The 15,443-nt window shown below is 43.4% G+C and carries 13 protein-coding genes and 1 tRNA gene; 8 read left to right on the forward strand and 6 right to left on the reverse strand.

Annotated elements, in window-relative coordinates; genetic code table 11:
* Positions 1 to 25: 25 nt before the first annotated feature.
* Both dcuC and AACR75_RS17975 read right to left on the reverse strand, forming a co-directional pair.
* Positions 26 to 1,393 (reverse strand): anaerobic C4-dicarboxylate transporter DcuC, encoded by a 1,368-nt coding sequence (gene dcuC / locus AACR75_RS17970; protein ID WP_019281627.1) that lies wholly within the window; start codon positions 1,391 to 1,393, stop codon positions 26 to 28.
* Positions 1,394 to 1,689: 296 nt separating this feature from the next.
* A complete protein-coding gene (locus AACR75_RS17975; protein WP_017042932.1) occupies positions 1,690 to 2,817 on the reverse strand; it encodes an acyl-CoA desaturase in 1,128 nt (375 codons plus the stop codon).
* A gap of 174 nt (positions 2,818 to 2,991) precedes the next feature.
* Between AACR75_RS17975 and AACR75_RS17980 the strand changes: the two genes are divergently transcribed.
* Positions 2,992 to 3,534 carry a GNAT family N-acetyltransferase gene (locus AACR75_RS17980; protein WP_013868537.1) on the forward strand — a complete coding sequence of 181 codons (543 nt, stop codon included), beginning with the start codon at positions 2,992 to 2,994 and terminating at the stop codon, positions 3,532 to 3,534.
* A 189-nt stretch (positions 3,535 to 3,723) separates the two neighbouring features.
* On the opposite strand, the gene AACR75_RS17985 is transcribed toward AACR75_RS17980, so the two are convergent.
* Positions 3,724 to 3,814: transfer RNA gene (locus AACR75_RS17985), tRNA-Ser, on the reverse strand.
* Positions 3,815 to 4,129: 315 nt separating this feature from the next.
* Here AACR75_RS17985 and AACR75_RS17990 point away from each other — a divergent pair.
* Complete coding sequence (locus AACR75_RS17990) at positions 4,130 to 4,807, forward strand: MaoC family dehydratase (RefSeq protein ID WP_047691267.1); 678 nt, start codon at positions 4,130 to 4,132, stop codon at positions 4,805 to 4,807.
* Between the two features lie 53 nt (positions 4,808 to 4,860).
* Here AACR75_RS17990 and AACR75_RS17995 read toward each other — a convergent pair whose 3' ends face one another.
* Positions 4,861 to 5,682 carry a phosphate ABC transporter substrate-binding protein gene (locus tag AACR75_RS17995; RefSeq protein ID WP_047691269.1) on the reverse strand — a complete coding sequence of 274 codons (822 nt, stop codon included), beginning with the start codon at positions 5,680 to 5,682 and terminating at the stop codon, positions 4,861 to 4,863.
* Positions 5,683 to 5,856: 174 nt separating this feature from the next.
* On the opposite strand from AACR75_RS17995, the gene AACR75_RS18000 reads away from it, so the two are divergent.
* Entirely contained in the window at positions 5,857 to 6,207 is a 351-nt protein-coding gene (locus AACR75_RS18000; RefSeq protein WP_026027345.1) for a DUF3024 domain-containing protein, read from the forward strand.
* 61 nt (positions 6,208 to 6,268) lie between these two features.
* Here the strand turns inward: AACR75_RS18000 and rnb are convergent, their stop codons facing one another.
* A complete protein-coding gene (gene rnb / locus AACR75_RS18005; protein WP_047691272.1) occupies positions 6,269 to 8,278 on the reverse strand; it encodes an exoribonuclease II in 2,010 nt (669 codons plus the stop codon).
* Between the two features lie 362 nt (positions 8,279 to 8,640).
* Between rnb and AACR75_RS18010 the strand changes: the two genes are divergently transcribed.
* The 5 genes from AACR75_RS18010 (at position 8,641) to rplT (ending at position 14,043) form a co-directional block, all read left to right on the forward strand.
* Positions 8,641 to 10,653, forward strand: coding sequence for a DEAD/DEAH box helicase (locus tag AACR75_RS18010; RefSeq protein ID WP_047691276.1), 2,013 nt, complete (start codon positions 8,641 to 8,643; stop codon positions 10,651 to 10,653).
* Between the two features lie 213 nt (positions 10,654 to 10,866).
* Entirely contained in the window at positions 10,867 to 12,795 is a 1,929-nt protein-coding gene (thrS, locus tag AACR75_RS18015; protein ID WP_010319593.1) for a threonine--tRNA ligase, read from the forward strand.
* A 3-nt stretch (positions 12,796 to 12,798) separates the two neighbouring features.
* A complete protein-coding gene (gene infC / locus AACR75_RS18020) occupies positions 12,799 to 13,350 on the forward strand; it encodes a translation initiation factor IF-3 (protein ID WP_080569453.1) in 552 nt (183 codons plus the stop codon).
* Between the two features lie 103 nt (positions 13,351 to 13,453).
* Positions 13,454 to 13,648 (forward strand): 50S ribosomal protein L35, encoded by a 195-nt coding sequence (gene rpmI, locus AACR75_RS18025; protein ID WP_010319591.1) that lies wholly within the window; start codon positions 13,454 to 13,456, stop codon positions 13,646 to 13,648.
* 41 nt (positions 13,649 to 13,689) lie between these two features.
* On the forward strand, positions 13,690 to 14,043 hold the full coding sequence (rplT, locus tag AACR75_RS18030) for a 50S ribosomal protein L20 (protein ID WP_010319590.1): 354 nt from the start codon (positions 13,690 to 13,692) through the stop codon (positions 14,041 to 14,043).
* 61 nt (positions 14,044 to 14,104) lie between these two features.
* Here rplT and AACR75_RS18035 read toward each other — a convergent pair whose 3' ends face one another.
* Positions 14,105 to 15,067, reverse strand: a complete 963-nt coding sequence (locus AACR75_RS18035) for an integron integrase (RefSeq protein WP_047691278.1) — start codon at positions 15,065 to 15,067, stop codon at positions 14,105 to 14,107.
* Positions 15,068 to 15,443: the final 376 nt, after the last annotated feature.

Raw genomic sequence — 15,443 nt, forward strand, 5'->3', positions numbered from 1 at the left:
TGGACGCCCTGATTGTTCGTTAACGTTATGCTGTCATCGGTACAAGGATTACTGTACCAATAATGACAGTGATTAAACCGAGGATGACAGGAACGGAAGTGCGTTTTACCACTTCAAATGGACTGATTTGACCCATACCAGCTGTTGCTACTACGACGCCTGATACTGGCGAAATGGTGCGCCCAAGGTTGGAGGCTTGCAGCATTGGGATAATGAGAAAGGCTGGGTTCACGCCCAATTTAGCCGCCAACGATGGCGCTAACTCAACAAAGGCGTAGAACGGAGCGTTGCCTGAACCCGTCGCAATAGCGGCTGCTACGGTAAGGCCTGTCAAAATCAGCATCAAGGCTATGCCGCCTGCGCCTGCGGTTTCTGCAAGATGAAGCAGGTTATCAATCGCCCCAATCGACATCAAACCTTGCGCGAACACGCCCGCAGCAACCAATAACATCACCACGCCTTTGAATGCTTCGGCCATGCCTGCGTAGCATGATTCTAGATCTTCTAACGTCTCTTTACCTTTAAAACGCTTCGTCACGAAGTCAACCAATGCACCGATGAAGATGGATCCGACCACAATGGTGTAAATATCAAGGCTCAAACCTTGAATGGTTTCTCCGTTGAATAAAAACACACCCACAATAGGTAAGAATGGAAGAGCCGCATAGTAAGCGGGTGCTTTTACTTCGATGGCGGAAACATCGATTTTTTCCATCGGTGTATTGTCTTTCTTATCGAGATATTTGTTCCAGAAGAAGGCCGCGATCGCCATGACGATAATGGCGCAGATCGAAACAGGAAGAACCGTTTCCACGGCAAAAACGTGTAAAGGTAGGCCTGATTTTTCCGCCGCAATAACCACATCACCGGATGTCGGGGAAAGGATGATCGCAGCAGGAGATGCACATACCGCAACTGCGGCCGGACGAGAGATCCCCATCGCTACCATCATCGGAAATAAAGTGGCCATCAACAGTACGCCAAGACCCGTTGCTGAGCTCACCGCTAAAGACATCAAACATGCCACAATGTAAGCAGCAACCAGCAAGATATAAGGGGATGTAATAACCGAAAGAGGTTTAGAAAACTGTTTTACAACCACATTGTTGGCGCCGATGTGTGTCATGTACGAAGCAAAACCACACAGCAACATAATTTGCATGCCTAAACCGCCACCACTGTAACGCAACATGTATTTCACGAATTCGAGTGCATCCGTTACTGTGTTACCGGTTGAGGGTACTTTGGCTGGCAGCACTGAATAGCCAAGTGCGCCAGTTAATAGCAGTAAAACGATACCTGCGGTGAGTAACACACCGGCTGGCTTGTAACCTTTAACAATGAAATAACCCACCGCTACTGTTACCGCCAAGCCAATTAAAAGCTCTAGCATTTAAGTCTCCTGAAATTATGAACAATATTGCAAAAACGTGTATCAATTTATGACAAGGAATTTACCGAAAAGAATGCTGTAGCACGAGAGCAAGTTGAGCTTTAGATGATCTAAAACAATAAAATTATCAATTGATAACCTAGTTGAAAATTCTTTAACTTTGAATATGTTTTAGTCGTTCTAACTATTCATTTAGCAAATATGCGGCTAGAAGTTCTGTTAGAGGGGGGATAATTTAAGCTAAGAAAAATGAAGCCACTTAAGGCATGGCTTCATCAAATCTGTAAAGTATGAATTTAGGAGTACTGACGCACAATAAGCTGCCAATTGGATTTTTGTAGTGCTAGTTGTTGCTTCACTTGTCGATAGCGCAGCATCAATAGGGAGTGTTCATATCTACGAACCATATTGTTTTTTTTACTTTCGATCAGCTGTTTCTTTAATTCATAATACTCTTGCAACTGTATGACTAAAGCGTCAAATTCACGTTGTATGCTGGCCATAACGAGTTGCTGATTGGGTAACGCGGCGATCTGTTTTTGCGCATGGCTTAATGCCATTAACGCTTTCGCTTTTTCTACCTTAAGGGGAGGCGAAGTGCGCAGTTTACCAGCCAACCCAAGCCACGAGCACAGCTTGATCAGCCATTTTGTTGGGTCGTATTGCCACCAATAAATCCCATTACGATAATCGTTTTCAAAAATATGGTGATAATTGTGGTAGCCCTCGCCAAAAGTGAAGAAAGCCAAAATACCGTTATCGCGGGCTGTATTTTTATCAGTATAAGGCTGGCTACCCCATATATGAGCCAGCGAATTGATGAAAAATGTCGTGTGATGATTGAGCACTAAACGCAGTGCACCCACGATCAGTAACATGCCCAGTATATCGTGATAAATAAAACCAAGGATCAGAGGAACGCCCAAGTTCATTGCGAGTGCCAAAGGTACATAATATTTATGCTGCCACATGACGATCTTATCTTTTTGCAGGTCACGGCAGTTGGAGTAGTCATCGTACGTGGTTTTATTGTAGTGACGCAGCATCCAACCTATGTGTGAAAACCAGAATCCACGTTTGGCTGAATAAGGATCTTTGTCATTATTGTCTACATGCTTGTGATGAACTCGGTGATCAGAAGACCAATGTAGCGCACTGTTTTGCAGTGCAAACGCCCCACCTAATGCAAACAATAATCTCAGTGCCCAATGTGCTTCATAGGCTTTATGTGACCATAAACGGTGATAGCCCGCGGTAATGGAAAGGTTGCAAAAGGAAAAACAAATCATCAGCCAAAGCCAATGCTCCATGCCGTAGCCAAATTGCCATCCATACAAAGGGGCTGCAATCGTCGCTAAGCCCAAGCTGAAGCTAAAAATGACGATGTTTATCCAGATAAGTGGTGGTTTTGATGCCGATTCCATGATTAAAATCCTTGAGCTTACAGTTGTTCGCTAGAATATCAGCGAACAACTGTAAGTCAAAGAGGTTTAATGATTCTTTTAAGGGATTGTGACTAGTATATTTTGCTTTTCTATTTGAACCGAATAGTATGAAAGACGATGTTAATCCTTACAGGAAGTAATAAGGACTAGAATATGGAAATAAAAGCAGCTGAATATTGCGATTTTGAAAGAATTGCTCAGCTACACGCTCAAAGTTGGCGAACTCACTACCAAGGCATATTAGGCAAAGAGTACCTTGATAACGACGTTCTAGAAGACCGTTTACTGATTTGGCAAACTCGCTTAATCAATCCACCATTTAATCAACATGTCCTACTGATTGAAGAGGGAGGGCTGCTGTGTGGGTTTATCTGCGCCTTTGGTAACCACGATTTTGACAAAGGCAGCATTATCGAGTCTCTGCACATTGATGAAAATTATCGAGGAAGGGGGATTGGTCGCCAGTTGATTCAAGAGATGGCGGCATGGTTTGAGCAGTATTTCCCTAATAGCGGTGTGTATTTGGAAGTGATGGCAGACAATAAGCAAGCCATCGAATTTTACGACTACTTAGCTGGTCGACCTAAAGGAGAGCGTTTATGGCGGTCTCCCTGTGGGCAAGATATTAAAGAGTGGGTTTATACTTGGACTAGCCCAACAGATTTGCTGGCTTCGGTCTCTTCTACGGTTGATTGAAACGCATAGTGCGCGGGCTATGTCTTCTTACCTATCGGTATTCGTGTGATTCGTTCTTGATGTATTGAGGAAGAGGCGATGACCAAACATGATTGCATCTTCCAGACACATGAGTTTTTAATCATCTAAAGTTTCCAAATGCTATAAATAGAAAAAGCCTCTGATAATCAAAGGCTTTTTCTTGATATTTGGCGGAGAGATAGGGATTTGAACCCTAGGATAGCTATTAACCATCGCCGGTTTTCAAGACCGATGCTTTAAACCACTCAGCCATCTCTCCGTGTGGTGCGCATAATAGATAGCCACCATAATATTGTAAAGCAATAAGTTGAGTCATCGACTCGGTTTGGCTAACCGCAATAACGTTTTCAGTTACAGTAAAGCACTGTTTTTACCGCTTCCCTTGATTTTATGAGCTATATACTCTATACCCTAGTTATCTAATAAAATGGTGTTTTATTTTTATTTGATTGATTTATATGTAATTTGTGTGTTTCAGGGAACGGTTGTACGCTCGAAAGTGTTTGCAGCTAAGTGTGAAGTACTTCAAAATTACCTCAATCCAAGGGCATTCTAACTAATCACCGAGGTTTAGATGAAAGTCGAGAATCTTTTTAAGCATCGTGGCGATTCAATGAACAAGTACTCCTCTGAGCTTATGCAGTGGGTATCACCTTCAGTACGTGAGTACTGGGGCGAGCTTCTACATAAAACAAACAGTCGCCAGTTGTTTTCTTGGGTTAGAGATTTTCACCAACCAGTAGTGAATGAAGATGCTCCTATTGCCGAACCCTTGATACTCAAACCTGAAGCGCAACGTCTGTATAAACAGCTCCAGACTCAGATTGGTGAAGTCATTCATACAGGTAAATGGCTGGTGGTTGATCAAGAGCGCATTAACCAGTTTGGTCAAGTAACTGAGGATATGCAGTGGATTCATACCGACCCTCAAAAAGCGGAAGTTGATTCTCCATTTAGGACCACAATTGCGCACGGCTTTTTGACCTTGGCCTTGTTACCTAAATTGACGGATAGCGTTGATCCTGACAAACCAATATTTCCGACCGCAAAAATGGTGGTGAATATCGGTTTAAATGAAGTTCGTTTCCCATATCCAGTGAAATCAGGAAACCGAGTAAGAGCCATTAGTACTCTATTGAAAGTTACACCAATCAAAAAAGGTTTGGAGATCGAGAGAGAAATTAAAGTGGAGATTGAAGGTATTCGTCGCCCAGGCTGTGTCGTGGTTTCAGTGATCCAACTCCATTTTTAATTTTAGAAAAATGGCATAAAAACAGGAGAGTCGATCACTCTCCTTTTTTGTATTTATTTGTTTTTCAAAGGAATATAACCATATTCTTCTATGCGAGCCTTTGCTTCCGCTGATTTTAAATATGCAATGAAAGCTTGAGTCTCTTTAGTGATTTTTTCAGGGTAATAGACCACTAAAAATGGCATGGAAAGTTTATATTCATGAGTGATAATATTTTTTGCAGTGGCTTCTACTCCCTCAAATTTTATCGCTTTAATCGATTTATCTACCGATCCCGTAGAGATGAAACCGATCGCTTGAGGGTTATGGTTAATCAGTGTTTTAACCATACTATTGCTATTGACCACTAAGTTATTGGAACTGATGTCTGACACTAAGCGATCATTAATCACACGAGTCAGGCCTAATAAGCTTTCAAAGCTATAGCGGGAACCTGATGATGCTTCTCTGGTCACAACTGCGATTTTTTGATCAGCACCACCGACTTGTTTCCAGTTGGTTATTTTCCCTTTATAAATATCAAATAACTGCTCACGAGTCAGATTTTCAATACTGTTTAATCGATTGATTACAACAGCCAACCCATCATAGGCAATCGGCAAGGTGCTCATCGTCTCATCTTGCTCACTTTCTGTGAGGTAGCGCGAGCTCATGGCGATATCTGCGACACCTTTTTTCAGTAATGTGATGCCAGCACTCGAACCCACGGCTTGAACCGCGATATAAGTTTCAGGGTGTGCGGTATTGTAGTCCTCGGCGAATACTTCCATGATCCTAGCGACCGAGGTCGAGCCAGAAATATTAACTTCACTTGCGAAGGCAAACTGGGTATGTAGCAAAGTTGAAAGCAGTGTAGCAAGCGCGACTCGAAACATAGTGGCTCCAATATGGTTATTTAGAAAAATTGAGCCACCATAATATGTCGTATAGATGACACTTTTGTGAACCACAAAGGTAAGTGGTTTGTAGCCTTACGGTTTTTCATATCAGAGATAAGCGAAGTCAGCTATAGTCGAGATGTCAGGAAGCCGTGTTTGAGCGAGGGTAAAATGGCGGTAGTGAATTTGTTGCAACGTCAACTAGAACGAAGAGCAGAGCTTGTTTGCCATAATCGTAACCAAAGTGTGTCTGTTGAATTAGGCAAATCCTGTTTTGAGCCTATTGTTAACGGTGTGCACTTCATCAAACACCATTACAAATTAGATTCAACGCATTGCGACTATTCAAGTATCGTGGCGAAAGTGATTTGGGAAGAAGCTAAATGGGCGCTGTATATTCCCAATACGGATCCCGATAAAGAAATTGAAGATTGGTTGCCGTATCCTTTTCTCCCTAAAACAACGGATTTGACGGCGTTGATCCGCGAAATTGAAAAAGATCCTAAATCTTACTTTTGGTGATCAATAAGCAATAAAAAGGCACTCCGAAGAATGCCTGATAGAAATGTCTATGCTGCTAAAATCACTCCCCTTGGGTAGTGGTATTAGCTTCTGAAGGTATAGGTAACGGTTCGAAAACCTGAGTCGGTTTTGCAATCAGACTGCGGTTTTCCATATTCACTTCTGCGAGCACGACTTCGAGCGTATCACCGAGCTTAAAGACGACTTCTTTATCGACAAGCAGCGTTCCACTTTCCGCATTACATTCAATACGTTCTTTGTTGTCTAAGATTAAAGAACCAGGAATGAATGCGGCTGCGCCATTTTCCAAAAGACGTACGCGCATGCCAGCTCGATTGATATCAAAAATTTCAGCCGTGAAACGGGTGCCTTTGCTCGGTTCGTTTACTAGCGTTCTAGCATAGAGCCAGTCGCCTACGTTACGTTCGGCCATTTTGTGGTGTTTGCGGTGTAGTGCCAACTCTTCACCAACGGTTTCATCCGGTGTTTGTACGGGCTCTTTGTTTAAAATATGTGCTTTCAACATACGATGGTTGATCATATCGCCATATTTACGGATAGGAGAAGTCCAAGTGGCATAGATATCCAAACCCATTGCGTAATGCGGAAGAGGTTGGTTTCCTATTTCACTGTAAGCTTGATACTTGCGGATACGATTATCCAGATAGCGGGTCTCTTGCTTACATAACCAGCGACGTAAAGAGGCAAAGCCCTCTAGAGTCGCTAAGTTATCGGCAGTGTATTCAAGCTCACCCGTTGGGTTGACTAATTCGACAACATCGGCAATTTTTTCGGGTTTGAATCCCGCGTGCGTATTGAACACGCCTTGGCCAAAATGCGCTTTGAGCGTTTTTCCCGCACAGATATTCGCGGTTATCATCGCTTCCTCAACAAGACGGTTAGCACTACGGCGGAGATCCGCATGAATTGCCACTACGTCGTTGTCTTCACTCAGTTCAAATCGATAATCAGGGTGATCAGGAAACACGACCGCGTATGTTTCGCGCCATTGTGCGCGCGCTAATGAAAAATCATACAAATCACGCACAACGGAAGCGATTTGGTCACTTGGTTGCCAATCGGCAGAAGTGCCCGTTTCTAACCAATCTGATACATGATCATAAACCAATCGAGCGTGCGATTTAATGTTGGCCGAAAAAAAGGTAATGTCATCGCCAATCACACCTTCTTTAGTCACTGTTACGGTACAGCAAAGGGCAGGGCGAACTTCATTTTCCATCAACGAACACAAATCATCGGCTAAATCACGTGGCAACATTGGGATATTGCGGCCAGGGAGATAAATAGTGAAACCCCGCTCACGCGCGACACTGTCCATCTCGTCATCTGGCGTGATGTATGCGGTTGGGTCTGCAATAGCAATGGTTAATGTGAAGTCACCGTCCTCGGTTCTTTGGGCGAACAGTGCATCATCCATATCTTTAGTTGATGCCCCATCGATGGTCACGAAAGGAAGGTGGGTCATATCGATGCGTTGTAGGTCGGTATCATCTTTTAGCTGCCAATGTTCAATACCAGCCGGCTCACTGTTAGGCAGGTCATTTTCAGCTAAAGTCACCCACCAAGGCGCAATCTTATCGTTGGCATCCGTAATTTTATGGGTGATTTCAACCATAAAACCGCTATCGTTTTTCAGTGGATGGTTAATAAGCTGTGCAACAACCCAATCACCTTCAGAGAAATGTTCAGGGTTTAATCCTTTTTGCACCTTGGCTTTCAGCGATTGCCTTTTTAGTTGCGGGTTATCGGGCGTGACATTCAGCTTACCTTTGTACAGCTTTACACGGCCAATGAAGCGAGTTAATGAAGGCTCAAGCAGCTCTTGAGGCTCAGCCACTTCTTTCTCATTCTCGGTGCGAATGATGGCCACCACTTTATCTCCGTGTAGGCATTTCTTCATATACGGAGGCGGAATAAAGAAGCTGTTCTTACTGTCAACTTCTAAAAAGCCGAAGCCTTTTTCAGTGGCTTTTATCGTGCCTTCTTTCTTAGGCAAGTTCTCTTGGATTTGTTGCTTGAGTTGAGCAAGGAGCGGATTATCTTGAAACATGTTTCTTTTTCTAACAAATGCGATTGGGCACACTATAATCATTGAGCGGGATGATTACTACCGAAAGCGTTATTTTTGCTAGTCTGCTTTAACAGTGCGCTGTAAATGCAGCTTCTGTGTTCGTTTTGGGTGAATTAATGAGCTTAATGGTCATTTATGACGAATTTTTGTGATGTAATTCAATTTTTACTAGCTTTTTTTATGCTTTTAGGGAATAATCCGCGTCCCTTATATGTCCCTAGCGGCTTGATGCGTTTTAAGACTTATCCGCATCTGAACGGAACTCAGCTCTTTTTAATGGATCGGTATTGGAATTGGTAGAGCACGTGGGACCTTTTGTTAATTAATCTAGTGGGATCTCCATGCAAGACTCTGTAATTCAATTTAGTGAATTAGCCCTAAACGACTCAATCCTTTCTGCTCTAAATGAAATGGGTTTCGTTTCTCCAACTCCTATCCAAGCTGCTGCTATTCCATTTCTTCTTGAAGGAAGAGATGCGCTAGGTAAAGCACAAACAGGTACAGGTAAAACGGCTGCGTTTTCTCTACCTCTACTGAACAAATTAAACCTTTCTCAACACAAGCCACAAGCAATTGTGATGGCACCAACTCGTGAACTTGCTATCCAAGTTGCGGCAGAAATCAAAAACCTTGGCCAAAAGATTCAAGGCCTTAAAGTACTTGAGATCTATGGCGGTGCTTCTATTGTTGACCAAATGCGCGCTCTGAAAAATGGTGCTCATATTGTGGTTGGCACACCTGGTCGTGTAAAAGACTTGATCACTCGTGATCGCCTTCATTTAGACGAATGTCATACCTTCGTTCTTGATGAAGCTGACGAAATGCTCAAAATGGGCTTCGTTGATGACGTAACTTGGATCATGGAACAAGCACCTGGCACCGCTCAACGCGTGCTGTTCTCTGCGACTATGCCTCCTATGGTGAAGACGATTGTTGACCGTTACCTACGTGATCCAGCTCGTGTTGACGTAGCAGGTTCAAACCAAACTGTTGCGAAAGTAGAGCAGCAATATTGGGTTGTTAAAGGTGTTGAAAAAGATGAAGCGATGGCTCGTCTTCTTGAAACAGAAGAAACCGATGCGTCAATCGTCTTTGTACGTACTCGTCAAGACACCGAGCGTTTAGCTGATTGGTTATTATCTCGTGGCTTTAAAGCGGCAGCGCTTCATGGTGATATTCCGCAATCACTGCGTGAGCGCACGGTTGATCATATCAAACAGGGTGTAATCGACATTCTTGTTGCGACAGACGTTGTTGCTCGTGGTCTTGATGTTCCACGTATTACACACGTGTTCAACTATGATATCCCATTCGATGTAGAATCATACATCCACCGTATTGGCCGTACTGGCCGTGCTGGACGCAAAGGTAAAGCGATCCTTCTAGTTCGCACGAACCAAATTCGTATGTTGCGTACGATTGAGCGCGTAACTCGTTCTCAAATGGAAGAGATTCAACTTCCAATGCGTGACAAAGTTGCGGAAGCTCGTCTCATCAAACTGGGTGCAGAGCTAGAAGCTGACAAAGGTCATACTGCTTTAGACAAATTTGTTGAGCTCATTGAAAAACTTCAACAAAGCCTAGAGATTGATGCCACAACACTGGCGGCCATTTTACTGAAGCGCCAACAAGGCAATCGTCCACTGTTCTATGTCGGCCCAGATCCAATGGTCGACGCGATCGAGCGTGAAAAATCACGTCGTCGTGATCGTAAAGAGGGTAGTGAGCGTGGTGAACGTCGTGAAGGCGGTCGCGATAGCCGTGATGGACGCGAAGGTCGCCGCGAGTATGGTACTGCGAGCAATGACTGGGATACTTATCAGTTACAAGTCGGCCGCGAGCAAGGCGTGCAAGTGAAAGACATCGTTGGTGCTTTAGCTAATGAACTTGGTTTAACCAAAGGTTCAATTGGTGCAATTAAACTTGCTCAAGGCCATACATTCGTACAGCTTCCTAAATCAATGTCTTCAGATGTTGAAGGCAAATTGCGTAAACTGCGTATTCGCCAAAAAGAAGTCGGTGCTGTTGTATGTGACTTTGATGACTTCCGCGAGTCTCGTGGTCGTCGTGAAGGTGGTAACGGTGGTGGTGCCCGTCGTGAAGGCGGAAACGGTGGCTTCCGTAATCGTGAAGGCGCTGCTCCTGCGGCTGGCGCAGGTCGTGGTGGCCGTGAAGGTGGCTTCCGTGGCAACCGTGACGGTGCAGCGGCGACTGGTCGTGATGGTGAGCGTCGTTTTGACCGCAACCGTGGTGGCGACCATCGTGGTAACTTCCGTGGTGAACGTGGTCACGGCAATGCTAGTGCTAATGCCAATGCGGGTACGTTAAGTCGTCCTCGTCGCGCTGAAGCATAATCAATTATTGAAACTCCAAAGCCCGTGATATTTATCATGGGCTTTTTCTTTTGATTTATATAATTCGATCTTTGCATTTCTAGCGTGAGCTAGTTAAAATCTTCGCTTCATTGAAGTTCCGGTATTCGTGTTACCGAGTGAGCTTCGATGGGTTATTTTCAATCAAACTCAACACGTGTTGCTTGGTATGCAACACCACTGTAAGGATTATACATGCCTATTATTACTCTTCCTGACGGCAGTCAACGTCATTTTGAACACCCTGTATCGACAATGGAAGTTGCAGCTTCTATCGGCCCTGGTCTTGCAAAAGCAACGATCGCAGGCCGTGTCGATGGTGTGCGCGTCGATGCGTGCGATCTTATCGAAAATGATGCTAGCCTTGAAATTATAACGACCAAAGATGAAGTTGATGGTTTAGAGATCGTACGCCACTCTTGTGCGCACTTACTTGGCCATGCATTAAAGCAACTTTATCCACAAGCCAAAATGGCGATTGGTCCGACGATCGACAGCGGCTTCTACTATGATATCGATCTTGAGCAATCACTCACGCAAGATGATTTAGAGCAAATCGAAAAGCGCATGAAAGAGCTTGCCAAGACAAAATATCAAGTTGTCAAAAAGAAAGTCAGTTGGCAGGAAGCCCGTGATGCTTTTGAAGCTCGCGGTGAAACATACAAGATGGAAATCTTGGATCAGAACGTGGCTCGTGATGACAGACCAGGTCTATACCATCATGAAGAATACATTGACATGTGTCGTGGTCCTCACGTACCTAACATGAGCTTCTGCCAACACTTTACCCTGCTTAGCATTGCTGGCGCGTACTGGCGTGGTAACAGTGATAACAAGATGCTACAGCGCATCTATGGTACGGCATTCCATGACAAGAAAGCACTTCAAGCCCATTTAACGCGTTTAGAAGAAGCGGCTAAACGTGACCATCGTAAAATTGGTAAGCAACTCGATCTATTCCATATGCAGCAAGAAGCTCCAGGGATGGTATTCTGGCACCATAACGGTTGGTCTATATTCCGTGATCTTGAAGTGTTCATTCGCCAAAAACTCAGTGAGTACGATTACCAAGAAGTAAAAGGTCCATTAATGATGGACAGAGTTCTATGGGAGCGTTCTGGTCACTGGGATAAATATGCGGATGCCATGTTCACGACGTCATCTGAAAACCGTGAATATGCAATTAAACCGATGAACTGCCCAGGCCACGTTCAAATATTTAATCAAGGTTTGAAATCATACCGTGATCTGCCATTGCGTATGGCTGAGTTTGGATCTTGCCACCGCAATGAACCATCAGGTTCATTACATGGTATTATGCGTGTTCGTGGCTTTACTCAAGATGACGCCCATATTTTCTGTACCGAAGATCAAATTCAACAAGAAGTGACATCTTGTATCAAGATGGTCTACGACACCTACACGACGTTCGGTTTTGATAACATCGTTGTTAAGCTGTCTACACGCCCAGAAAAACGTGTTGGTAGTGATGAAATTTGGGATAAATCGGAAGAAGCATTAAAGCTTTCACTGCAGGCAATGGATATCCCATTTGAAATTCAAGAAGGTGAAGGCGCATTCTACGGCCCTAAAATTGAATTTACTTTGCATGATTGCTTAGATCGTGCGTGGCAATGTGGTACAGTGCAGCTGGATTTCAATTTACCTGCTCGTCTAGGCGCGACATATGTTGGCGAAAGTAACGAGCGTCTTGTTCCGGTTATGATTCACCGTGCAATTTTGGGTTCACTTGAGCGCTTTATCGGTATCCTTATCGAAGAGTATGCAGGTTTCTTCCCTACGTGGTTAGCGCCGGAACAAGCGGTAATTATGAATATTACTGATAAACAGTCAGTTTACGCTCAGGAAGTAGCACAAAAACTACAAAAATGTGGAATTAGAGCCAAAGCAGACTTGAGAAATGAGAAGATTGGCTTTAAAATCCGCGAACACACTTTAAAGCGTGTACCGTATATGCTTGTTTGTGGTGACCAAGAGATGGAAGCCGGAGAGATCGCAGTACGTACCCGCAGGGGCAAGGACTTAGGTAAATTTAAATTGGATGACTTTATTGCGTATATCCAAGCCGAAGTTTCTAGCCGTAAGCTCAATCTGGAGGAATAAACTATTAAAGGCGGAAGACGTGGCCAACAGCCGGCCAAACCAAACCAGCACCGTTTAAACGGTGAAATTCGTGGCGTTCGTGAAGTTCGTTTAACTGGCGCAGATGGTGAATCCGTTGGTGTTGTATCAATCAACGAAGCATTAGAAGCTGCTGTAGAAGCTGGTATGGATCTTGTAGAGATCAGCCCTAACGCCGAGCCACCAGTTTGTCGTGTGATGGACTATGGCAAGTTCCTCTTTGAAAAGAGCAAGACTGCTAAAGAGCAGAAGAAAAAGCAAAAACAGATCCAGATTAAGGAAATTAAATTCCGTCCTGGGACTGATATTGGAGACTATCAGGTAAAACTACGCAACCTGACCCGTTTCCTAGAAGAAGGCAACAAAGTGAAAGTTACTATTCGCTTCCGTGGCCGTGAGATGGCGCACCAAGACATCGGTGTTGATGTTCTTCATCGTTTGAAAGAGGATACTGCTGAAATTGCAGTGGTTGAGTCTTTCCCGAGTCGAATTGAAGCACGCCAGATGATCATGATGCTTGCCCCTAAAAAGAAGTAATTAACGGCTTACAAGTAATGAGACCTCGCCGTTGAAAGACGGTGGGGTGTTATTCGCCCTAATTACATGTTATTTAAACTACTACAATGCGGAGTTATTCATCATGCCTAAGATGAAAACCAACAAAGGTGCAGCTAAGCGTTTTAAGAAAACTGCTGGCGGTATTAAATTTAAGCACGCTACAAAACGTCATATCCTGACTAAGCGTACTACTAAGAACAAGCGTCAACTACGCCCTAACTCAATCCTTCCAAAATGTGAAGTGGCTGGTGTTATGCGCATGTTGCCATACGCTTAATTCTTTTTAGTTTATTTATCGTTTAGTTTAGGAGAAGCATAATGCCTCGCGTAAAACGTGGTGTACAAGCTCGTGCACGTCATAAGAAAGTTCTAAAACAAGCTAAAGGTTACTACGGAGCACGTTCACGTGTTTACCGCGTAGCTTTCCAAGCTGTAACCAAAGCTGGTCAATACGCTTACCGTGACCGTCGCACTAAAAAGCGTCAGTTCCGTCAGCTATGGATTGCGCGTATTAACGCAGCATCTCGTCAAAATGGTCTATCTTACAGCCGTTTCATTAACGGTCTTAAGAAAGCATCTATTGAGATCGATCGTAAGATCCTTGCTGATATCGCGGTATTCGACAAAGCTGCATTTGCAGTGCTTGTTGAAAAAGCAAAAACTGCTCTTTAATTTAGCAGTGAAGGTTTAAGAAAAGGAGGGCAAGTATGCTCTCCTTTTTTATTGCACTTATTTATAAGCGCGACAATGGGCTTAATACACCGCTGGCGCCTCTATCCAGTACGTGAGTGTAAATCTGAGTGGTTTTTACATCACTATGCCCTAATTGTTCTTGTACTGTTCTAATGTCCGCTCCCGCTTCTAGCAAGTGTGTCGCAAAGCTATGCCTTAGCGTATGGCATGAAACTGACTTTTGTATCTCAGCATCATGAGCGGTTTTCCGAACTGCTCGCTGCAATGCCGACTCATTAATATGGTGCCTTCGTTTCAACCCACTATTCTCATCTAAGGTAAGTAAATTAGATGGAAACAAGTAGTGCCAATTAAACTCATAAGGAGCTGAAGGATATTTTTCTCTCAACGCATTGGGTAACCAGACTCCTCCATAACCTTTGGTTTGCATATCTTTATCATAGTAGCGCTTAGCTAATGCTTGTTGCTCAGCTAGTTGTGGATAAAGCTCCTTAGCAAGTGTGACGGTGCGGTTTTTTCCTCCTTTTCCTTGCCATACCCGAACCGCACCATAATCTAAATCAATGTCCTGTATTCGGAGTCTGACACATTCCATCAGCCGCAGCCCTGATCCGTATAAGAGCATAATTTGCAATTGATATCGTGGCTCAATATGTTCTAAAAACCGCTTAATTTCAGTTCTTGTCATCACTACTGGTAATTTTTGAGCAAGTTGAGATTTCTTGAAATTCATGCTAATTGATAGCGGTTCTTTAATGATTTCACGGTACAGAAAATGGAGAGAGTTAAGCGCCAACGCTTGTGTTTTAGCGGCTACTTTCCCATTAACAGCTAAGTCAGTTAAAAACATCTCAACTTCTTTACTACCCATTCTCATTGGATGTGTTTTGTTATTGAAGTAGATGAATCGTGTTATCCAGTGCAAATATGCCTCTATAGTTTTCTTTGCATAGTGTCGCGATTGCATATACTCTTTAATGCTTAAAATAAATTGTGATTTCATATTTTTCCAATAAAATTGCCTGTTTTTATATACAGTATTGTTGTTTTTGGTTTAGTCAACAAACTAAGTTGCATAAAGTCGTCTAATGTGACGTCTGACGCAGTTTTTATTCAACTAACCATCTGATAAAAAAGATTTATATGATAGATTTCTAATTATCAAAGTTCATGATAAGTGGCGGTAGCATGGTAAATTAGGTCGCATTTTGTTGTATAGATAGCGTTAGGCAAGGTGAGTTTTTATCAGCTAAATCGAGTTGAAATTGAACGATAAATTCCATGTTCTCATGGCTTAAGTTAAGCAATAAATAATCATCACATATTTGTTGTTTCTTGATCGCGTTGGGTTGCTTTTCGCTGTGAATTCATCGTCAAAA

Source organism: Vibrio sp. ZOR0018 (assembly GCF_963865925.1).
Taxonomy (GTDB): domain Bacteria; phylum Pseudomonadota; class Gammaproteobacteria; order Enterobacterales; family Vibrionaceae; genus Vibrio; species Vibrio anguillarum.